This is a genomic window from Stenotrophomonas sp. STEN031, assembly GCF_056759975.1.
The window spans coordinates 109,931-130,111 of record NZ_JBRREA010000008.1 but is presented as its reverse complement, the minus strand read 5'-3'; the positions used below and the strand labels follow the sequence as shown (position 1 = coordinate 130,111).

The following is a 20,181-nucleotide window of genomic DNA, read 5'->3' as shown; positions in this document are numbered from 1 at the left end:
CAACATACCCCCGGCGGAAGCGGAGGCGGCGTACTACGCCGGCAACACGGGTCACGCCATCGCGGCGTGACTCAAACGAAATGGCCTCCGGAGAAGCCGGGGCGATTCAGTTGTCTTGTTGCCGAACGCAGCCAGAAACTGAAACGGGAGCTCCGCGCGGTCGAAAGCTTGCGCAGCAAGGTCTGATAGCGCCTGTTCGATCTCAACAGCATTCATACAAAGGGGGTTTCCTGCTCATGAAACGACCCAAACAGGTCAGAAAAGTCCACCTTTGATTGTCCCACGTCACCACCGTAGAACAGAAGCCTGGATCACGTGAAACATGCCGGAGTCACCGAATACTAATTCCAGTGCCCACAGGTCATGCTTAGCCTCTTCTCCCGGTGCCTCACAATGTGAGCCGCGGACCGCTCAGATCTCCTGCAATGCTGGCTCAGCAGCGACGCGATCTCGCCTCGCTCCTTGCCTCAGTCGGGGTTCTGAGCACTCGTTTCCCGCCCTGGCCTCACGAGGCACCCTGTCGTCCAGCGCTAGCGCCGTTGTGGCCTGCTCAACCCTTTCTTACGCGCGCCTCTTCTACGGCTCCCAAGGCCCCGCACCCACGTCTGCCTGCTTTGTATGGTAGTGGCACGGGGCCTTACGATTTCATCACCAGCTTCGGAAGGACACCCTGCGCGGCAGTAGCCGCGCAGGGAAGTTTGAAAAAGCCGGTCAAAAAAATTAGCCAACCAACTTTAGAGACGGTTGCCCTTTTACCTTCAACTTGTCCAAGTAGTCCGCCCACGCCTGCATCATCTTCCTGCGCTCAGGCAAGTGCTCCGCCCGATTGTAGGCAGCCTTGATGGGATTTCTTTCAGAGTGAGCAAGCTGTCTTTCGATCGCATCTGATGTCCATCCCATCTCATGAAGCAAAGTGGACGCCATGCTTCGGAAGCCGTGCCCGGTCATATCGTCAGTCCCGTAGCCCAGGCGACGAAGAGCTGCATTGACGGTGTTCTCGCTCATTGGATCCCTTGAACTCCGAACGGACGGAAACACATAGCGTCCATTCCCCGTGACGGGTCGCAGTTCCTCAAGTACTGCAACTGCCTGCTTGGAAAGCGGAACGACGTGAGCTACTCCCATCTTCATTTTCGCTCCAGGGATGTTCCATTGCTTCGCAGCAAGATCGAACTCTACCCACTCCGCCTTACGCAACTCACCCGGACGAGTGAAGACCAGGGGAGCAAAGCGGAGCGCACACTGCGTGACGAACTGCCCCGTGTACCCATCAATTGCCCGCATCAGCTCACCAACCTTCGCCGGATCGGTTATTGACGCGTAGTGCCTATTCTTCGCCGTCTTCAAAGCACCACGAAGAGCACTGGTCGGGTCACGATCCGACCTTCCGGTGGCCACGGCGTAGCGAAAGACCTGCCCACAGATCTGGCGAAGACGTTGCGTGGACTCGATCTTTTCCTGAGCCTCTAATCTGCGCAGCACCGCCAATACCTCAGCAGTGCCAATCTCGTTGATCTGCCTCTTGCCCAACCAAGGGAAGGCATACGTCTCAAGCATCCACGCCGCCTTCTCTCGCGTTGACTGTGCCAAGTCCCCCCGGGACTCGAGCCATTCAATGGCTATCGCTTGGAAGCGGGTATCCACTGACAGCTTGGACGTGAGCTTGCTCAATTGCTTGTGCTCGGAGGGATCATGCCCTGCACGAAGCTTCGCTCTAGCCTGATCCCGGGCTTCACCGGCTTCCTTCAGTGAGACCTCGGGGTACACCCCGATCGCCAGTAGCTTCTCCTTGCCATCCCAGCGGTACTTCATCCGCCAGTACCTCGCACCGTTGGGCATCACGTGCAGGTAGAGGCCTGCTCCTGCTGCCAACTTGTAAGGCTTGTCCTTAGCCTTCGCGTTGCGCGCGGCCATATCTGTCAATTGCTTAGCACCCATTGGGGGTACATCCTCCTTGCTGAACTCCATTTTCCGAAATGTACCCCCACTTGTACCCCCAACGTCGCTGGATGTACGTGGACAAGCTCGGACCAAAGCGCACAAAAAAGCCCGCATTTCTGCGGGCTTAGTATGAATTCTGGACTTGCCTGGACGCCATAGGATCAGGCGATGGTGCCGCTTATCCGAATCGAACGGATGACCTACTGTTTACAAGACAGTTGCTCTACCAACTGAGCTAAAGCGGCAAGGCGTGTTACGTGCTGCGGTTGCGCGATGGTAGCGCTGCAACCTGGGGAAAGCCCAGCCGAGACCGGTGCTTCCCGATCCCCGCCGTGGCGGGGCGCGCCATTCTACCGCAGACGCGCGCAATCCAACGACTGTTGTTGGGCCGCAGCGGCACGCTGCTTCAGGCTGGCCGGGGTGGCGGCACCGGCGGTAGCAGTGTCCACCCACCAGCTGGGGGCGATTTCGGTGCCACTGGCGGCCAGTTTGGCCGGGAAGCCGGCGGCGGTCAGGCTGGCCAGGCGGCGTTCGGCGCCTTCTCGGTTGCGGTACTGGCCCAAGGCAACGGCATTGGCTTCCTCGCCCTGGGAGACGATGAAGTAATCGCTGAAACCGGCCTCGACGATGCGCTTGGCCGTGGCCTGGGCCTCCTCGCGCGAGGCGGCCGGGGCGATCAGCACCCGGTAGCTGCTGGCTGCCTTGCCGGGCACTTCGCGCAGGCGCGGGCGTGCGGCATCGGCGCCCAGTGCGCTCATCGCCGCCTGCGCCTGCGCCTGCGTGGCGTAGGGACCCAGGCTGGCGCATTGCACCACGGCTGGCGGCCTGATTTCGGCGGGCTGGTTCTCGGCGGGCTTGGCCGGCTCGGGCTTGGCTTCGACCGCTGCAGTGGCCGCTGGCGGCAGTGCCGCCGGCTTGGCTTCCGCAGCTGCGGCCACAGCAGGTGCCGCGGTGAGCGGTGCAGTCGCGGAAACCTCGGTTCCAGCAGCGACCGGGGCTGCTGGACCGACGTTGCCTGGCGCCGGCGAAGGAAGCACTTCCAGGCTGGCGACGCCGGGCTCGGCAGGCGACACGACAGCGACGGGCTCAGCGCGCGGCGCCATCCACCATAGCGCGACACCTACGTTGAGGATGGCCAGCAGGACGATAAGGAGACGGGTCAGCATGCGGTGATCCTACCGGTCACACGCGCCGTGGTGAACAGCCCAGCGCGCAAGCCCATCCAGCACCAATGCCGGTCGGTAGTCGGCGTCGGGCAGCAAGGGCAGCAACGGCAACGCGCCGCCACCATGCACCACCAAGGCCGGCGCACTGCCCAGCAGTACCTGCGCCTGGCGCAGGCTGCGCTCGACCAGTGCCACGGCGGCACCATCGCAGCCGGACGCAAGCGCATCGGCGGTGTCGTTGGCGAACTCGGCGTAGTCACCGCCCGTGGCGGGCAGTTGCATGGCGCGTGCGTGCAGGGCTTCACGCATCACCGTTGGCGACGCACCAATGCGGCCACCACGGTGCAGGCCATCCACGTCGATCAGATCGATGGTAAGGGCGGTGCCGACACCGACCACCAGCACCGAGTGCTGTGCCGGTGCCACCGCCAGCAATCCCAGGAAACGGTCCACGCCGAATTTCTCGGGGCGCGCATAGGCCACGGTTACGCCCGCACAGTGCGGCAGGGTCTTGGCCACCTGCACCTTGGCGAAGCGGGCCTGCAGTATCTGCATGACTTCTTCGGTCAAGGTCGCCGAAGCAACGCTGGCTACCCAGGCGGTATCGCCTTGCGGCAGGGCTTCCAACGCGCTGGCAGTCATCGCCTCGGCGCCATGCGCCCAGGCCTGCACGCTACCGGCGCGAGTACCGTGCAGCGATGCGAATTTGAAACGCGAGTTACCCAGGTCAAACAACCAATCGCTCATGCCGCCCTCACGCTGACTTCGCCGGCATGGAAACAGGTTTCCCGCCCTTCAATTTCCACCCGCAACGCGCCGTCCTCGGCCAACCCACAGGCCACGCCATCGTGCAGTACACCGGCCTCCTCCACCCGCACCGCGCGGCCCTGGAGTACATCCATGGTCGCGTAGCGTGGCAGGAACGGCGCCAGGCCATGCTGCTCGAACTGTTCCAGTGCCGGCAGCAGCGAAGCCAACAAGGCCGCCACCACGGTGTTGCGCGATACCTCGGCGCCGGCCAGCGTATCCAGATCGGTCCAGGGCTGGCTGATGTCGGCAGCGCTGGCCTGCGGCATGCGCACGTTCAAACCCAGTCCGATCACCGCCCGCGCCGGCCCGGCGAATTCGCCACCACCTTCCACCAACAGGCCACCGAGCTTATGGCCGTCCACGACCACGTCATTGGGCCATTTCAACCCGGCATGCTTGAAACCCAGCGCATGCAGCGCCTCCACCACCGCCACGCCGACCGCCAGGCTCAGCCCGCCCATCCGCGACAGGCCGCCGCCGAAGCCGCGCGACAGTGAAAGATAGATGTGTGCGGCCAGCGGCGAGGCCCAATGGCGGCCGCGACGGCCGCGGCCTCCGGTCTGGCGTTCGGCCAGCAGCACCGCGGTTCCGCGCTCAGGTGCGCTGCGCTGCAGCAATTCGGTGTTGGTCGAGCTCAAAGTCCACGCTGTTTCCAACCCGGACAGCAGCGGCAGTACCGCCGCCGGCAGGGCTGTGCGGATCTGTTGCGGGTCCAGCAATTCCAGCGGCTGGGCCAGCCGATAGCCGTCGCCAGCGCGCCCTTCGATCACCACGCCAGCGGCGCGCAGCCCTTGAATACGCTTCCAGACGGCCGCCCGGGTCAATCCCAGCTCACGCGCCAGCGCGTCGCCGGACAACGCCCCGGCACCCAGCTTGGCCAGCAATTGGCGGTCATCCACAGCAGCTTCCTCACAACAGACCGGGAAATTATGCGGCAAGGCCCGGGGAGCGCCCAGCGTCGGCTCCCAATTCCGGAGAAAAAGCAGGCTAGAATCGGAAATTCGCCCGCCCTTGGATGTTGACGATGCGCCACCTCGCTCATTGCCTGATCCTGCTGCTGGCGCCGGTTGCAGCGCAGGCTTCGGACGCGCTCGGCGGCGCTGGCCAAAGTGCGTGCAGCTACGCGCCGGCCGAAGTGGAGCGGGTGGCGGCCCCGGCCGCCGCGGTTGGCATTGCCAACGCCCCGCCGGCCACCCCCGCACCGGCCAAGACCGCTACCCCCCGTGCTGCTGCCGGTGGTGGCAGCGATGAGGATCTGCTGCCGCGCCTGCGTGCACCGCGCTGGCACCGCTTGTTGCCCGGGATGTTCCGCTGATCCAGTCGTTGCTGCGCTGGTGGCAGCGCACGCCGCCTCCACTTGATGACGCACTCTGGCAGCAGACCTGCCGGCACTGCCTGTGGTTGTCCACGTTGTCCGCCGAGCGCGAGCGCAAGCTGCGGGCGCTGGTGGAGCTGTTCCTGCAGCGCAAGACCATCACCCCGGTTGCCGGGCTGGAGCTGGATGCCGGCCAGCGCATGCTGCTGGCAGCGCTGTGCTGCCTGCCGCTGATCGAGTTCGGTCGCGAAGGCCTGCATGGCTGGTCGGAACTGGTGGTCTACCCGGATGCGTTCCGCGTGCGCCAGACCCATACCGATGCGGCCGGGGTATTGCACGAGTGGGACGACGAGCTGATCGGCGAGGCCTGGGGCAGCGGCCCGCTGATCCTGTCGTGGGCCGATGTGCAGGCTGACATCGCCGATCCGCAGGCCGGCTTCTGCGTGGCCGTGCATGAAATGGCGCACAAGATCGATGCGCTGGATGGCGCCATCGATGGCACACCGCCGCTGCCGCGCGAATGGCAGCGGCAATGGGCGCGGGATTTCCAGCAGGCCTATGACGCGTTCTGCGCGCAGGTGGATGCGGAGGTCGAAACCGTGATTGACCCCTATGCGGCGGAAGCGCCGGAGGAGTTTTTTGCGGTAGTCAGTGAGTACCACTTCTCCGCACCGGAACTGCTGGTGCAGACGATGCCGGCAGTGGCAGCGCATCTGCGGCGGCTTTACGGACCGGTTGAAGCCGGGCTGCGGTAGAGCAAGGTGTAACGGCGCGCGATAAATCGCCCGCCTTGGTGAGATAAATGGCCCCCGGCGAAAATTGCCGGGGGCGCAAGGATATTGCACGAGCGGCAATACTACCCGCGACCTGCCGATAGCGCCGGCCTGTCGAATGCCGGTTCCCAGGTCGCCAAGGATTCGTCCTGCGGCGCCCTCACCAGCTGTCCTGCCGCCACGTCATCGATTACCCCGCCCAATAGCCGGATGCCCATCGGCCCCAGCTCACGCCGCCATAGGCTCTCCGCGCTGTCGTCAGGGTGGACATGGCACCAGTCCTGCGCCGCGATGGGACCGCCGTCCGCACGATCCGTCATCCAATACACGGTTCCCCCTGCCACCTGGTCGCGCATGTGGATCGTCCAACGCACGGCATCGCGGCCTCGGTGCCGAGGCAACAGGCTGGGGTGGTATCCGATGGCCCCGAACCGCGCCCGCCCCCGGGTGTCCTTTCGGATGAAGCAGTGGGCATGAGCCGCCACGATCAAATCCACGCCGGGCGGTACCCAAGAGGGCGCCAGAATGCGCCCAGGATCCCCCACCGGGATGCCGGCATTGACGGCCGCCAGATGGAGCCGGCCGCCACCTGGCGTCGCTACGGACGCCACGTCATGACCATGATCGAGCAGCAGCGCCAGCACCTCGCTACCCAGCCACGATTGGCCTATCAGCATCACACGCATGCGGCGGCCTCCCCGAGGTAGCGGAAGCCCTGCACGGCCCGGAAGTGCCCGCCATATCCACTACCCGCTGCAGCCATACGGCCGCGCTTTCTCGATTCGAGCATCGTTTTTGCACTGCTCGCCTTGTTCCCCCCCACCAGCGCTGCACTGACCTGCGTCCAGCCCGGTAGGCGCCGTAGCGCCGCGCACAGCCCGGGGTGGCTGGTATGGAACAGCGTGGGCACCCTGATGCCATACCGATTGTTTCCCTGCAGCCACCGTTCGCACACGGCCTGCAGGAAGCGAAGGCCGATACCAGCTCCCTGCCACTCGGGCAGCACCACCAATCTGCAGGCACGCGCTTCGACCATCCCCGCACGGGTACCTACGGCGACGTGGGCGACCGGCTTACCGGCAACGGTGGCCACGTAGTAGGTCGCTGCGATCATGGGTGGCAACTTCAGATAGTGATGCGGCTCAAATGCCGCCCAATGGCGGGAATCGGATTCCCATAGGTCGAACTCGATGGCCGGTCTGCGTCGAAGACGCCTCCCGGCCACGGCGCGCTCGAAAGCGCCCGAGGCCGTGTCGAAGATCCAATCCGGCTCGATCCAGTCCAGCACGTCGTAGTGGCACGACAGCAACACCGCCTGGCCGGGACCGCGCCGCCACGCCTTGGCGAATGCCATCGCCCCAACTTGGGCTATCTGGCGATCCACCACGCTGCTGAACTCGTCCACCACCGCCCTGGACGGCCGCTCCGCGATCAGCCGCGCCAGGTCGGCCCGGAACTGCTCGCCTTTCGACAGCACCTGGTAAGGCCGCAGCCATGCAGGCACCGAACCGAGACCGACAGCAGACAGCGCCGCCGGCACCGTATCGAAGGCGGCGTCCGAGGCGATGGCGTCGATGATCGGTGCGTCTTTCGGCCAGCGCGGCCGCCAAAGAGCACCAGGCCCGAACACGCGCGCGCCGATGCTGGTCTTGCCCGACCCCGAGGGCCCGACGACGACTCCCACCTGCCAGCAGTCGTCGTCGATCGGCAGCTCGGTCGAAAGGCGGAACTCAGCACCGGACTCGCAGTTGAACAGCGACTTGACCCGCGCGGCCCGGTAACTCTGGAAGTCGGCGCAGGAATGGTTGACCTCGATCTTCATACGGTCACCACCTTCAGCCGCTTGAAGCCCGCACGCTGCAGGCGGGCGTATGCCTTGGCCTGGGCGGGCTCGTCGTCGCACACCACGACAATGCCGAACTGCTGCTTGTACTTGTAGCCGTTCCGGCCGGGGGACTTCTTCGCGGCCTTTGTCGGGGCCGCTGCCGTCTTGCTTTGCATGTCTCACCTTCTGCGATGGGTATCGCCGAGACTGCAGCCGCTTCGCGGAGCAGCAGGGCCTCGGCCAATGCCACCTGGTGAGATCAGGTGTGTTGCGGCGGCGGTTCGGCACTTGCCGGTGTCGAACCGCCGCCCTGTTTTTACTTGGTAGGAAATGGTCCGGCAGGCGGGATGAAATCGCCTGTGTAGCGCGCCACACCCTTTGTGACGCGCAACGAATCAATGTGGCCGTTCACCCATTGATTGTTTGTGTTTCCGCCTATTTTGAATGGCCCAGTAGATGTGAATATTGGACCGGTCAGGGTCTTCTCGGCCACTTTCAGCCCTCCCAAAAAAAGGCGGAAAACATTGCCCTCGCGTGAGCACGCGATGTGGTACCACTGCCCAGCTACTATCGCTGCATCCTTGAAAACACTGCGGTCACTCAAATATGTGCCAGAGACCGTAGATCCAAAATTCAAGCCGCCGCCAGCGTACGAACAAAGCGTCCACGCGAGCTGTGATGTACCGTCCCACTGACCGATCATGTGTTGCGTGCTAACCGGGTTCACAGCGGCTCGATACCAGCACTCTGCCGTGAAATCCCCGCTACCGAACTGCAAAGCCGTCTTGGCCGGCGTCTGCAAGTAGTCGCCGCTGCCGTCGAAGACAGCCGCCGCAGTCCCGTGCAGCTTCATTGATGTGTCCAGCTTCACGTTGCCGAAGGGCGTCCAGACATTGCCCTTCTCATCAGCAAAAGACGTGCTTCCTTGGCTGCCGTTGAACTGAAGCAGCGCTACTACCTGCGAATAGAACGGGTCAACTTCTGAGGGAGCTGAAGCAATTAGAAGGCGGCGCAATGTCATGGAACCTCCTGCATTGCGTACTCCACCGTGGTCCCATCATTCATCGTCTTGTACGACAGGACAGTCACGCCATTGGCCGCTGCGTTCACAGCGGTATCACTGCCCCCCAGCGGCTTGAAGGACGGCGGAAGGGCAAGCGTTTTCCCGCCGGAGGCCGGCTGCACGATGCGAATCTCGCCTTCCGTCGCATAACCAGCCGGTGCAAGGTTGGACAACGACAGGGTTGCGTTCTCCCCAAGCACCAGGGTGTGGTTCCGATGCAGCCCGTTGCCACAATCAATGGTCGCTGCGCCAGCGACCACCGCGACCGAGTGAACCTGCAGGCCGAGCAACTGTAGGACAGGAATCTTGATATCCGTGCCCGCCGCGACCGGGTCGCCTCCGGTGGCCGTGCTAGCGGCAACCGAAGTTGCCGGAATGACCTCGGTACCAGCCAAGGTGGCGAGCTGTGGGTTTGCATCAAAGCGTTTCATGGCCATCGTTCTATCCGTTGTAAATGTCGCCGCTCTGGTCGGCATAAACATCGCCGCTCTGGTCGACGTAATCGCTGTAGGGAGTGACTCGGTAATCGCATTCGATGACCTGCATTTGCCAGCTTGCTATGCCATCACGGATAGCTTCGATTTCTACGCGTAGCGGCCCATCTGCAGTTGGAGCGTAGCTGGCACTAGTACCGGTAGCGCCAGAGGCTGTGTGGGCCAAGACCCCACCCAAGAACCACCGCACTGTGTACGTCACGCCGGGCTCGGGGCCAATGCTCCCGATGCTCTGGTCGATGAGCTGATCAGCTTGGGCCAGACGGTCCCGGTGTACCCAGGCAACCTCCGCGATTTCAAAAATTTCAACCGGCGCTGCAGAACCATTGATGGTTGCGCGCGCAGGTGGATAGGGGCGAGCCTGGCGCCCAGAGAAGGTGACGGAAAGCGGGGTTGCTTCTTCGACCGCAAGCTGCCCACGTCCTGTGTTGGTCAGGAGCTTCAGAGCAATCGTTTCGGTGTCGGTGTATTCAATGAGATCGGATGACGCCGCATCGTCATAGAACCAGACAATTGATCCACCCATGTGCTTCGCGGCCACAGTGTCCGCGCACCCGCGCCCCAAAGTGACGGAACCCTCCCCGATAGCATCAACGCGCACGAGTTCAGCGTCCCAAAGCGCGGCCGAACCGATAGTTACCTGGTCTGGGCGAATGAACGCAGTGAGCGGAACCACAGCCTGGTCAGGCAGAAGCAGGTCCAGCAGCGGGTCCCCCGCGACAATGGCCATCGGGCACCAGTCACCGATCTGACCGCCTTCATAGCCCCCACCCGCGCTCTGCACAGCCAATTCATAGCTTCGTCCACCTTCCGTGGGCTGGCCCGCAACAGTCAGCAGGTAGCCGGCGTCCGCCGGCATGACATCCATATTTGCCCGGTCAATGCGCTGCACCAACTCAATGTATGGGGCTTCAAACGCGGCCTGTGCCGTGATCGGGTATGGCGTTGGATCTGGCCGTGTGTCAACGCCAGGCTCCACGTCGACGAAGGCCGTTGCAGGCAGGCTGTAAATATCCTGGGCGGCAGCGAACTTGACTGCGCCGCTCTTCAATGTCCCGGCTTGAACCTCACCAAGCAGGAACACCATGTCGGCGATGCGACGTTTGGGTGCTTTTAGTCGGAAGTACTGGTTTGGTCGAATATCTCGCAAGTCATCGGGGATCAAAGAGAGGTCCACGACGACCTTCGGCGTACACATTGAACGGAGGTCCCGTTCAGCGATCAGTGACGCCAAGGCCCCTGTAGGTATCTCCGGGTACTCGGTTACTTGGTGGATCGTGCCGAAAACGTCGATCAACCCCAACGCCTGGGCAGGAGGCGTAACGATTTCTTCCTTTGTTTCGGGGTCGAAGTACTTGACGCTCAAACTATTGATAGCTCCGTCGAGCGTGGCCGGCTGCAGGTTGAAGTCAAGAATGTCGTCATCAGTGATGACCGGAAGATTCGCTATTTCATAGTCCCCGCGAGCAAGGTCGAGGTAGTACTGCCCGTCTATGAGGCTGCGGCTGACACCACCACCAATAAGCTTGCAAATCCGCTGCTCGAACTCTTCCAGGCTCTCTGATGAAGGGTCAAATTCCCAACAGATGCCGAATCCTTCCGCATGCAGCTTGTCAGCTGCAGCCCGGTAGCTGGCGTCGTTCATGTTTTCGATAGGCTCGCGCCCGATGTCAGAATGCGTCCTCGCGTAGTAGAGCGCGTGCGCCGGGTTCATTGCCGTCAACCCACGCGACCTCAAACGTATGCGCAGCGATAGCCCCCCGCGATTGAAAAGCACGTTGTCCGGCAGATAGATCCAATAGGAGGTTGAGCCCGTCAAGAGAACCGGAGGGGCTGCCACGGCAGCCGCCTTGGCCGCTTCTGCAGTCATGGAACTATCCGTACGAAATGACGAATAGACACCCTCCGCGTTGCGAACGCGGAAGGCACTCCACCAGAGGGGGTCTGTCACAGGGCCGCTGTAGTACCCAGGATCTGTGCCGTATCCCAACCACCGCGACCACGCCAGGTGCTGGCCGCCCAACGCTTGGGTTATCTCAACGGTGTCATCCGGTTTCAAGCCCCCGATGAAGTAAGCATCAACTGAACCCTCAGGTTCCTGAGCGGCGTTATTCGCATCAAAATCAACCGTCTCAGCGATGACGTGCCACGCTGGAGGCGCGTTCGTAGGCATAAAGATGGCCGCCCTCTCTGGATACCAGCAAGGCCTGTCCCAGCCCTGCAGGATCTTTCGCACCTTGTAGCTGGCCTTTTGCGGGTACGGGCTCATTGCTCCGTATTTCCCCCCCTTGAAAGCAAGGGTCGTCAGACCACGCCAAGCAGGCTGCTGGGGTCCGAACACACTCTTCAAATAGGCATTCGGCTGCTGCCCAGGTTCGCCGAACATCAGGTCGACGTCGCCAACGATGCCGCCTTGGTCTTTCTCACCGCCCCACAGGTTCGGGGCATTGATACTGATGGTCTGGCTGCAAGTTGCCTCGCCTTTCCACGCGGGTGCATCGCCGCCGCGAAATTCAAGAAAAGCGTCAATCTCGCCGACACAGATGCCGGCGTGATATGCCGGCAAGTACCAGTAACCGACAGTTACCTTTTTGCTTTTACCGCCCATTGCGGCCCTCACTCTCTCGCGCCCACGCAACAAGCGCTAGCGCGAGACCATCGCCAGTTTGCTCAAGCTTTGCAGCGGGTATCCCTCCGGCAACGAAGGCGCTCCAATCCAGACCATGCCGCTCGAAGAACGCTTTAGCACCACTACGGCAAAAGCCACGTCTTCTACTGAAGCCTTGAATCGTGAAGAGGTGGCGTGTCGTGACGATCAGATCGCTCACTTTTTACCGCCCTTCGTCTTGATCGGAATGGTGCCAACCACTTTCCAGGCCAGCAGGAATGAGTCATCGACCCATCGGGTTCCACCGATATGCCTGACCGCCAGTCCATCGTTGACAACAGGGGCGGCACCTGCCTGCGGCTTCGGACTTTCCGTCTTGGGCCGCATTGAGTACGCCACGGCCGCTGCAACGATGGCGATGACCAGTTGCACCACCCACCAGTAGACGGCTTTGGCGGGCTCACCAGCAGGCGCAGGCAGCAAGGAGGCCATTGCGATGCCTATGAACTGCACGATGATGACCAGTATCGCCATGCAGAAGACGATGACATTCGCTGCATGGCCTGACTTGGTGTCCATCCACCAGTAGCGCAGCTGCCAGCGATAGACATGGGCCTTCTTGCGGCAGTGTTGGATAAGGTTCATCCCCACGACATCGATACTCCATCCATCGGATTCTTGACTGGCTTGTAGACGCTGCCACCGTAGTTGTCGGTGTTGTCTCTTGCCTCACAGCCCGCCCACGTGCGCGGGCAACTTGGCCAGGCGTTGACGGCCATTCCTGTTTGCAGGCCGGAAGCTCCGAACAACAGGGCGATGCTGTCGCCGGTATGCCCAATGATCGAGCGCCGCTCGAGGAGCCCCGCGGCGCTTGTCCAAGTGATATACCCACCACCGAGGCTGAAGGGCACGGCGGAAAACTCTGCCGCCTTAACCGTCGCCCCAGCCACATCGGCGGCCACCGCTTCGACCCTGAAGGCATCAAGGCTCAGATTGCAGCCCCGTGGACCAGTGGAATACGGTGTCTTCCAGCACCCGCGCTGCCACTTCGGCCCCTGATTGCGAGCACGGGAAAATCCATTGCTCGGTTCGCAGACAAGCTCCATCGCAGTGTCGGAGAGCTTGGGCTGTGTCACCTCGCCCATCCACTCGACTGCCGGCGCTGCTCCAGTGCCCTCGTCATATGCCAGACAGACGACATTGATCGTGTCTGTTGGGATATACGGCCACCAGTTGTCGCCCAGCACCTGGGTGGCGGGATACTCAGGTGCCGCCGGGTCCAGCAGGTACGCGAACTTAATGTTCAGCTTGTCTTTTGCGCGCTCAGCCGTCTGCTTGATCTCACCCCGTTCGATCTGTGCGCTGAGATAGGTGTTGCCGCCAATGACCAGGTCGCGGTCAGCAGTGCAGTAGCGCCAGGTGAGGAGCTGGCGGGTAAAGACGAACAGGTGAACAGGCTTGCGACCGAAGCGATTAGAGGGCATCGGGCACCACCGCTTGCCACCCGAGAGTGGCCTTCGCCAGACCGTCGACGTCGGTGACGTGCTCGATCTCGACCTCGTCGCTGGCAAGCGAGCACAGAGCGAGGAAAGAGATCAGGCGGATCCGCGTTGCTGGGATCGCGGTGCTGGCCAGCGGCTGGTCCAGCACTATCGTCTCTGTGGTGACGCCAGCCGTGGCACCAATGATTCGGCGGTACAGCACGGTCCCATCCTGCAGCTCGATTCGCAGGCTGCCACGGTTGGGGCGGCCGAGCCCATAGAGCGTATAGCCGACCCTTTCGACCTGCAGCGCGGGGCTGTTGGCCAACACCGTGCCGATCGGCCGCAGGTCCGCAGCCCAGCTCGGCAACCACATGGGCATGGCGCGGCCAGAAAGCGTGTAGAGCAGTGAACGAAACCAGGTGTGTCGCGCTCGGCCGCGAAGCTTCCAAGTACTTTTCTGTGTCCGCAGGCCCGCGCGCGCAAGATCATGCACGAAGGGCAGCGCAGTCCCGTAATCCACATTTTGCAGGAGACGCTCCACACTGCTGTCCGGGTCGGTGCTTTCATCCGGCCGGGCATCCAGTACCGGGTGGCCAAGGTGCATGGTCAGTTCGGCAAGCGCTGGCCAGCTGCAGGCCTCAGCGATATCAAAGCTCAACGTGCTGCGGCTTACATCATCGCTGCGCATCGTTTCTTCCGGACTGCCAGCGAGACGGGCACGGCGCAGCGGATACAACCGCGTACCCGCAGCGGTAGCCTGCGTGGGTGTCGTCACGGCCAGTTGCAGGTGATCGCCTGCGACCTGGTCGATATCGACTACATCCCAGCGGGTGGCGTCGGTATAAATCAGCGCCTTGCCACCGGCAGAAAAATCACGGCCTGTGGGATCACATGGAATGTGAAGAGTGCCGGCGGGTATCGACATCGCCAGACGCTGAACGTCTGGCCAGATCGGCAGCAACCAGGGGCCGGAATAGCCCGCTAGCAGCATCGCAGCAAGGCGCCTGGTGCCGGCATTGGCACCCACGCGGAATGAGAACGCGCGGCGGGGGGTCAGACGCAGGCTGCGGTGATATGTACGCGCCGTGGCCGTGGCTCGCAGCACCTCCGTTGACCACGCCAAGGACTCCTGCACACCCTCAGACCAGTTTGGACGCACCGGCCAGATCGGGAGCGTTCCTGCGGTGAAGCCCATGATCAGCTCCACTCCGCTTGAATGGACTGACCGTTCTGCCCGGCATAGTTGACGACGGCCTTCTCGATTGTCGGGTGGTTGGCCAGCGCCTGCGCCAGCGAGTCCAGGTCAAAGTAGTTGTACAGGTGCATGCTGTTATTAACTGCAGGAGCGCGGCTGGCCACACCCTCGCCAAACTGGCCCCGGGGCTCCGGGCCGGCGGTGATCACGCCGCCTTCGGCATATGAGCGCCAGTCGTCGACGGCGGCCATGCCGCGCTGATTGAAGTCCTCCAGGAACGCGTACGCGCCTGGCTGGCTGGCGGCGGCATAGCGAACCATGAACTCGCCCGCCGAACCCCAAAGGGGTACGTCATCGCTGGTGCCGGTGCCGGCCCCGGTTATGCGGCCGCCGGTGGCGTAGCTTCCTACGTTCACACTTTTGATCTGCGCGAGAATGCCCATGCCTTGAGCAATAGCTCCGGCGATGATCGGAATGTTGTACGGCCAGCCGCCTGCTTGTTTGCTGGCCTCGGCCGCATTCTGGTAGACCGCGATAAGCGCCTGGGCCGTGGCGAAACCTTTGGAGACAGCAAACAGCACTTGATAGGTCTTGCTTTGTTCACCGGCGAAGGTGCGGGCAAAATCAGCCATCTGGGCAAATGCGTTTGATACCTGCATCAGGCGCATCTGGCTTTCAGCGATGGCCAGATTGTTGAGTGACTGCTGGTGCTGCGCTTCCAGCGCTTCGGATTGCTCGTGCCAATAAGCCTGGTCAGCGTTCTCCTGCTGCAGTGCTGCGTTGATTATCTCGCGCCGCATCTCATATTGCTGTTGCAGCTGAAGCTGCATGTCAGCCATACGATCAGCCTCCGGATCGCCGATGCCGAATTGGTACAGTTCTCCTCTGAAGTCAGGCAGCGGCTTCATCGCTACATCACCTATGCGATGTAATGCGGCTTGATAGCCTCCCGCGATGTCAACGCCTTGGGCCAAGGCTTCGTTTAGCAGTTTGATCTGATTGATAACTCCATCAACTGCGGCTTCAGTGGGTGTACGAAGGCGCTCCTGCAGCTGCTCGTAGGCGCGCTCGGTCTTTTCGAACTCCCGGCGCTTCTCTTCCTCCGCCACGCGCTCGGCCTGCCGCTGGTCGACCAGGCGGGCCGCATCGATCAGAGCGGCTTTGGCTGCCGCGGATGCGGCCCGATAGCCGCCATTTTCGATCTCGAACCGGATCGCGGCTTCCTTGCTGGCACGCTTCTGACCTTCCTCAATCGCACCGAGCATTGCAGCTTCCTTCTGCAAGCTCTGCAGTTCGCGCTGGGCACTCTCTTCCGCACGCTGGGCATCGGTCTTCTTCTGCTCGCCCCGGCTCTTTCCCTTCGCTGCGTAGTCGGCCTCGATCAAGGCGATGCGCTTAGTAGCTTCCTCTTGGCTGATGATCTTGCGGTTGACTTGCTCGTTGACCGCATCGATCTCCCGCTTCTTTTTTGCGCTGTCGTTGAGGTAGCGGACTTCGGCACCAAAGAAGGCCTTGCGCTCCTCCTCACGCTTCTTCTCTGCCTCGCGCTTGGCCAGCTCCGCTTCGGAGTCCACAGTATCCGCCGGGGCGCTGGCAGCCTGATTCCGGGCGGAGTTCAAAGCATCCAGCTCCGCCTGTAGACGTTTTACCTGCCCCTCGGTATCGGCGAGCGGCTCATGTCCGGTGCCGATGGTCGAGCGCAGGTAATTGATCTTCTGTTGCAACTCGAGGGCGCGCTGCGCGTCCGGCATATCGCGGAACAGGTCCTTGGCACCGTCGTAGGTCTCGGCAAGGGCCTGTTTCAGGTCACGCCAGCGCGCCGCTAACCAGGTCACGTTCTCGCCGATCCGGGGCGTGCGCTCTTCGATCAAGCCTGCATAGAGGCGGAATGCTTCGGAGACAGCATCTTGCTGCTTGCCCTGTTCAACCAGGGTCTCGATGTTTCTTAGCTGTTCCTGCGTCAGGAAGTTCTGCGTGCTATTGAGCTCCAGCAGCGCTGCAACCGGGTCCTTGCGCAGCTTCTGGAAGGCAGCAATGGTCTGTTCCACACTGCCAGCCGCTGACGCCCGCATGCGTTCAGCAGCGGTGCCGATCAATTCGATCTGTTCGGCGGTGAACTGCCCCGTCGCGGCCACCTGTTCCAGCGTCTCAATGGCGCTGGACATGGTTACGCCTTCGAGCTTGTCCAGCTCAAAGCCCATGTCCTGCAACATGCCAACGGTCAGGGCCATACCGCCCGAGCGGCCGCCGAGCATAGTGACCGCGCTGTCCAGGCTGTCCAGCTCTGCTGCCGCCTGGTAAGCGGCGGCCCCCATCATGGCGATGGCACCTGCACCCGCCACTGCAGCAGTCGCGGCGATTGAAATGGTTCCGGCTAATGCCTGACCTGCCGGCACAACGCCGCCGAAGCTGTCCTTTAACTGGCCACCCTGTTGAATAGCCACCATGAAAGGCGTTTGCCCACTGGCCAGACCTGTCACGATGTCCGTGATCTGCATCGGCAGCTGGCGCATCGCCATGGAGTGCTGGGCGGCGCTAATTGCGCCCTTTTGCTGGATGGCCGCTGTCTTCTGGGTCGCTGCGCCCAAGGCGGTCTGTCCGGCTGCCGCAGCCTTGGCTGATGTTGCGTTGCCCTGGTTGGCGCTGCTGTTCTTGGTCGAAGCTGTGGCGGCGCTATTAAGACCCTGAGCAGCGTTCTGGCCGGCCCCCTTCAGGCCATCAAGCTGCTGATCCAGCGCCGCAACCTCCTGCACCGCATCGTCGAGGTCGGTTGCGATGCGCAGCGCGACATTCATGGTGCGGGTATTCATTGCAGGTCAGTCCTCGGTATCTCTAAGTTCTTGCAGGTGTTTCTCGGCAGGTTTTCCGCCCACCATCGCCGCGGCGATATCGACAAGGTTCCTGCGCCGCTCTCGGCGCTCCTGAGCTTGTTCCTCCCGGAAGAACGCTTGGATCTGTCGGTAGGTGTAGCGCCGGCCGATCTCGTCCGGTGTGCGGCCGTAGCCGGCGCGAATCAGGGTGGCGTAGAGCTGGATGAAGCCGACAGGCGTGCCAGCTCCCGGAACTCGACGAACCGGCGGGTAAAAAAACCCCGATTGGCACCCCACCAGGCCTCCATGAGGGCATTGCCCTCGATGTCATCCAGCCCGCCTACGAACTTCGCGTTCACGGCGACCTGCTCGGCGAATGCCTGCAGTTCGGCCGGGTCTTCCGGATAGGCCGTGAACGACTGCGCCATCAGCCACTGCAGGGTGATCGCGTTCTTGGCCAGCACCTGGCGGACCAGCAGCGCGGGCCGCGGGCCTGAGCTGCGGTCGAACAGCGCGTAGAGATCTGCCAGCAATCCCTTGATCTGCGGCTGGAGGTTCAGGCCCTCGATGTAGGTGTATTCGCGCAGCGTGAGAACCCGATCCCGCACCCGAAGATTGTTCTCCGGGTGCATGACATTCAGCTCGTCCACAGGCGCTGACGGTGACGCGTCGGCGCCGGGACGTACTGCTCCCACATCCTCTGGCTTGGGGATCTTCCGGGCCATTACGCGCTACCCAGCACGAACTTGCCGAGCGGGAAGTTCACGTCGGTGCCGTCGTACAAGGCCTCGCCTTCCAGGTCCATCGTGCCGGCGCCCGCGTTATTGATCATCGAGAAGCTACCGGTGGGCTTGGTGGTGTGGCGCGGGATCTCCAGGTACGCGCGGGACTTGCTGATTGTGTCGATGCCATCAAACACCAGCCAATGATCATCCGGGCGCGATGACAGCAGCGAAAGCGCATTGCTGGCGGCATGGCTGTAGCTGGCACTGATCGGCTGGGTGATACCGGTCAGATCCAGCAACTGGCCGTGGCCTGCGAACGCGGAAACGAGGGCGTAGTGCGTCCCTTCGACCAGCGGTACCGGCACCGCAGTGGAATCCACCAGGTTCCAGTCCGACGTGTTCTGCTGCTCCAGGGCGAAGTAGTCGCCGACAACCAGATCCGCCGGCAGAACCTCCCCGCTGGCCGTACCGCTGGCGACCGAGTAACGGCTGGCCCACAGCCCGCGCGCGAGGTTGTCGATGTTGAAGCCGTGCAAGGTCAACGCGGTCTTCATCGACTTCTCGATCTCGAACACCAGGTCCTTCATCCGCTCGCCGGAGTGAGATTCCTTGGTGGATTCCTCGCTAACCTCAAAGGTGAGGTCGAGTTTCGGCACGTTCTGCGCCCAGACGCCGGCGCCCTTCTTGCCGTTTGGCAGGCGGGCAAAGAAGCTGACGCGCCCCTGCAGCGAGTAGTACTTGGTCGTGGTAGACATTACTTGGTCTCCTTCTTGGTGCTGGTGGACGCAGCCGCTTCAGCCTGGTTGCCCGCGTTAGCGCCGACATCGGAGGCGATGCCTTTGTCGATCAGCCAACGGGCGGTTGCTTCGTCCACGGCCAGCCTCTTGCCCTTGGGCACGGGCTTGCCTGCGTGGGTATGGTTGTCGGTGGCCACAGTGACCGTGACCAGCTTCGGTGTACTCGAGCTCATGGCGCGATCTCCGGTTGGATGAAGTGTTGGGTCAAGTACCGGTCGGTCCAGAGGGCGACCGATGCGTCGTAGTCCTCGAGGTCACCGCCGATCAGTTGCAGGGGCAGCGCACCTGGTACATCAGGTGTCCAGCCGAGCAGGTAATTACGTACCTTGCCCACCTGCAGATTGAGTTCATCGCGCAGCTCGTCTCCAGCCAAACCACGGTGATTGCGGAATGCCAGGGCGATGCCGATGCCGACTTGGACGAACTGGCCAACCGATACCTGCTGCCCAGGCATGGCGGCACCGACATCAGTCGGACGTGCGGTTTCCTTCGCCAGCAGTACATAGGCACAGGGCGCCGGAAAGTCGTTGAGTGCTCGTATCTGTGCGTATTCGCCACGGCCTTCGACCAGGCGTAAACCGTCCTTGGTGATGGCGCGCTGGCGTAACCGCTCAATTACCAGACCCACATCAAACGGCTGCGCGCTCATCGTCCGAAGTCCCGCAGCGTGCCCATCGTGAACTGCCGTTCGGGTCCACAAAATTCCGGGGTTCCTGCGCTGGCCGGCGGCAACGGATCTTCCAAGCCTAGGCTGAACTTGCCGTCACGCACTTCCTGCAGCAGCCGGATGGCCTCCCGGTAGTCACGCACTACCGGGTCGGTCTTCTCTTCGGTGCCGAAGCGCTCCTTGTGCAGCAGGTAGCGGGCGATCCACTGCGCCCACACCGCGACAACTTCCGGCACCGGTGCGAGCGGGACTGTGTAAGGCACAGGCTTGCGCATGCGCAGGTAACCATCGATCAGTGCATCAGCGCTGGTGAGGGCACGCTCGACAACAGCAAGAGCCGCCTGTGCCGCTGCAACGTCTTCTGGATCAAAGGAACTGGTGTCAGCCTCGCGTAGTACAGCATCCATCACCGCGTCGGCCGGGATGCGCATGCGCTCTGGCGTAGCTGCCTGTGCCAGCTCGCGGGCCAGTTTGGCATCGGCCAATTGGGTGGGGGTGCAGTACATGC

Annotated in this window: 22 protein-coding genes and 1 tRNA gene; 2 read left to right on the top strand and 21 right to left on the bottom strand. The window is 62.4% G+C overall.

All coding sequences use genetic code 11. The features are described from left to right. Positions 1-51 precede the first annotated feature (51 nt). The 6 genes from ACVOLQ_RS05865 to birA all read right to left on the bottom strand — a co-directional run bounded on the left by ACVOLQ_RS05865 (position 52) and on the right by birA (position 4,816). Positions 52-216 carry a hypothetical protein gene (locus tag ACVOLQ_RS05865; RefSeq protein ID WP_481527438.1) on the bottom strand — a complete coding sequence of 55 codons (165 nt, stop codon included), beginning with the start codon at positions 214-216 and terminating at the stop codon, positions 52-54. A 504-nt stretch (positions 217-720) separates the two neighbouring features. Then, positions 721-1,938: a tyrosine-type recombinase/integrase gene (locus tag ACVOLQ_RS05860; protein WP_481527435.1), complete on the bottom strand. Its 1,218-nt coding sequence runs from the start codon at positions 1,936-1,938 to the stop codon at positions 721-723. Between the two features lie 172 nt (positions 1,939-2,110). Then, positions 2,111-2,186, bottom strand: a tRNA-Thr gene (locus tag ACVOLQ_RS05855). Between the two features lie 105 nt (positions 2,187-2,291). Then, on the bottom strand, positions 2,292-3,107 hold the full coding sequence (locus ACVOLQ_RS05850; protein ID WP_481527434.1) for an SPOR domain-containing protein: 816 nt from the start codon (positions 3,105-3,107) through the stop codon (positions 2,292-2,294). Positions 3,108-3,116: 9 nt separating this feature from the next. Next, on the bottom strand, positions 3,117-3,854 hold the full coding sequence (locus ACVOLQ_RS05845; RefSeq protein ID WP_481527433.1) for a type III pantothenate kinase: 738 nt from the start codon (positions 3,852-3,854) through the stop codon (positions 3,117-3,119). Continuing rightward, on the bottom strand, positions 3,851-4,816 hold the full coding sequence (gene birA, locus ACVOLQ_RS05840) for a bifunctional biotin--[acetyl-CoA-carboxylase] ligase/biotin operon repressor BirA (RefSeq protein ID WP_481527432.1): 966 nt from the start codon (positions 4,814-4,816) through the stop codon (positions 3,851-3,853). Before birA ends, ACVOLQ_RS05845 begins: the two co-directional genes overlap by 4 nt. 125 nt (positions 4,817-4,941) lie before the next feature. Between birA and ACVOLQ_RS05835 the strand changes: the two genes are divergently transcribed. Next, the gene (locus ACVOLQ_RS05835; RefSeq protein ID WP_481527431.1) at positions 4,942-5,232 is read left to right on the top strand and encodes a hypothetical protein; all 291 of its coding nucleotides are present in this window, start codon (positions 4,942-4,944) and stop codon (positions 5,230-5,232) included. Then, on the top strand, positions 5,199-5,987 hold the full coding sequence (locus tag ACVOLQ_RS05830) for a M90 family metallopeptidase (RefSeq protein ID WP_481527437.1): 789 nt from the start codon (positions 5,199-5,201) through the stop codon (positions 5,985-5,987). The genes ACVOLQ_RS05835 and ACVOLQ_RS05830 overlap by 34 nt, the downstream gene beginning before the upstream one ends. Before the next feature lie 101 nt (positions 5,988-6,088). On the opposite strand, the gene ACVOLQ_RS05825 is transcribed toward ACVOLQ_RS05830, so the two are convergent. The 15 genes from ACVOLQ_RS05825 to ACVOLQ_RS05755 form a co-directional block, all read right to left on the bottom strand. After that, positions 6,089-6,691, bottom strand: coding sequence for a formyltransferase family protein (locus ACVOLQ_RS05825; protein ID WP_481527430.1), 603 nt, complete (start codon positions 6,689-6,691; stop codon positions 6,089-6,091). Next, the gene (locus tag ACVOLQ_RS05820; RefSeq protein ID WP_481527429.1) at positions 6,682-7,827 is read right to left on the bottom strand and encodes a GNAT family N-acetyltransferase; all 1,146 of its coding nucleotides are present in this window, start codon (positions 7,825-7,827) and stop codon (positions 6,682-6,684) included. Before ACVOLQ_RS05820 ends, ACVOLQ_RS05825 begins: the two co-directional genes overlap by 10 nt. After that, positions 7,824-8,006, bottom strand: a complete 183-nt coding sequence (locus ACVOLQ_RS05815; RefSeq protein WP_481527428.1) for a hypothetical protein — start codon at positions 8,004-8,006, stop codon at positions 7,824-7,826. Before ACVOLQ_RS05815 ends, ACVOLQ_RS05820 begins: the two co-directional genes overlap by 4 nt. A 140-nt stretch (positions 8,007-8,146) precedes the next feature. Then, positions 8,147-8,851 (bottom strand): LamG domain-containing protein, encoded by a 705-nt coding sequence (locus ACVOLQ_RS05810; RefSeq protein WP_481527427.1) that lies wholly within the window; start codon positions 8,849-8,851, stop codon positions 8,147-8,149. After that, entirely contained in the window at positions 8,848-9,330 is a 483-nt protein-coding gene (locus ACVOLQ_RS05805) for a hypothetical protein (RefSeq protein ID WP_481527426.1), read from the bottom strand. The genes ACVOLQ_RS05810 and ACVOLQ_RS05805 overlap by 4 nt, the downstream gene beginning before the upstream one ends. 4 nt (positions 9,331-9,334) lie before the next feature. Next, positions 9,335-11,995 (bottom strand): phage tail protein, encoded by a 2,661-nt coding sequence (locus ACVOLQ_RS05800; protein ID WP_481527425.1) that lies wholly within the window; start codon positions 11,993-11,995, stop codon positions 9,335-9,337. Positions 11,996-12,211: 216 nt separating this feature from the next. Next, a complete protein-coding gene (locus ACVOLQ_RS05795; RefSeq protein ID WP_481527424.1) occupies positions 12,212-12,640 on the bottom strand; it encodes a hypothetical protein in 429 nt (142 codons plus the stop codon). Next, positions 12,637-13,479 carry a phage BR0599 family protein gene (locus ACVOLQ_RS05790; RefSeq protein ID WP_481527423.1) on the bottom strand — a complete coding sequence of 281 codons (843 nt, stop codon included), beginning with the start codon at positions 13,477-13,479 and terminating at the stop codon, positions 12,637-12,639. The genes ACVOLQ_RS05795 and ACVOLQ_RS05790 overlap by 4 nt, the downstream gene beginning before the upstream one ends. Further along, positions 13,469-14,674, bottom strand: a complete 1,206-nt coding sequence (locus ACVOLQ_RS05785) for a hypothetical protein (RefSeq protein WP_481527422.1) — start codon at positions 14,672-14,674, stop codon at positions 13,469-13,471. The genes ACVOLQ_RS05790 and ACVOLQ_RS05785 overlap by 11 nt, the downstream gene beginning before the upstream one ends. Positions 14,675-14,676: 2 nt before the next feature. Continuing rightward, positions 14,677-17,484, bottom strand: coding sequence for a phage tail length tape measure family protein (locus ACVOLQ_RS05780; RefSeq protein ID WP_481527421.1), 2,808 nt, complete (start codon positions 17,482-17,484; stop codon positions 14,677-14,679). A gap of 203 nt (positions 17,485-17,687) precedes the next feature. Beyond that, positions 17,688-18,209 (bottom strand): DUF6631 family protein, encoded by a 522-nt coding sequence (locus ACVOLQ_RS05775; RefSeq protein WP_481527420.1) that lies wholly within the window; start codon positions 18,207-18,209, stop codon positions 17,688-17,690. After that, positions 18,209-18,964 (bottom strand): phage tail tube protein, encoded by a 756-nt coding sequence (locus ACVOLQ_RS05770; RefSeq protein WP_481527419.1) that lies wholly within the window; start codon positions 18,962-18,964, stop codon positions 18,209-18,211. Before ACVOLQ_RS05770 ends, ACVOLQ_RS05775 begins: the two co-directional genes overlap by 1 nt. Next, positions 18,964-19,179, bottom strand: a complete 216-nt coding sequence (locus ACVOLQ_RS05765) for a DUF7210 family protein (protein WP_481527418.1) — start codon at positions 19,177-19,179, stop codon at positions 18,964-18,966. Before ACVOLQ_RS05765 ends, ACVOLQ_RS05770 begins: the two co-directional genes overlap by 1 nt. Then, entirely contained in the window at positions 19,176-19,655 is a 480-nt protein-coding gene (locus ACVOLQ_RS05760; RefSeq protein WP_481527417.1) for a phage tail terminator protein, read from the bottom strand. Before ACVOLQ_RS05760 ends, ACVOLQ_RS05765 begins: the two co-directional genes overlap by 4 nt. Next, the gene (locus ACVOLQ_RS05755) at positions 19,652-20,179 is read right to left on the bottom strand and encodes a gp436 family protein (protein WP_481527416.1); all 528 of its coding nucleotides are present in this window, start codon (positions 20,177-20,179) and stop codon (positions 19,652-19,654) included. The genes ACVOLQ_RS05760 and ACVOLQ_RS05755 overlap by 4 nt, the downstream gene beginning before the upstream one ends. Positions 20,180-20,181 lie beyond the last annotated feature (2 nt).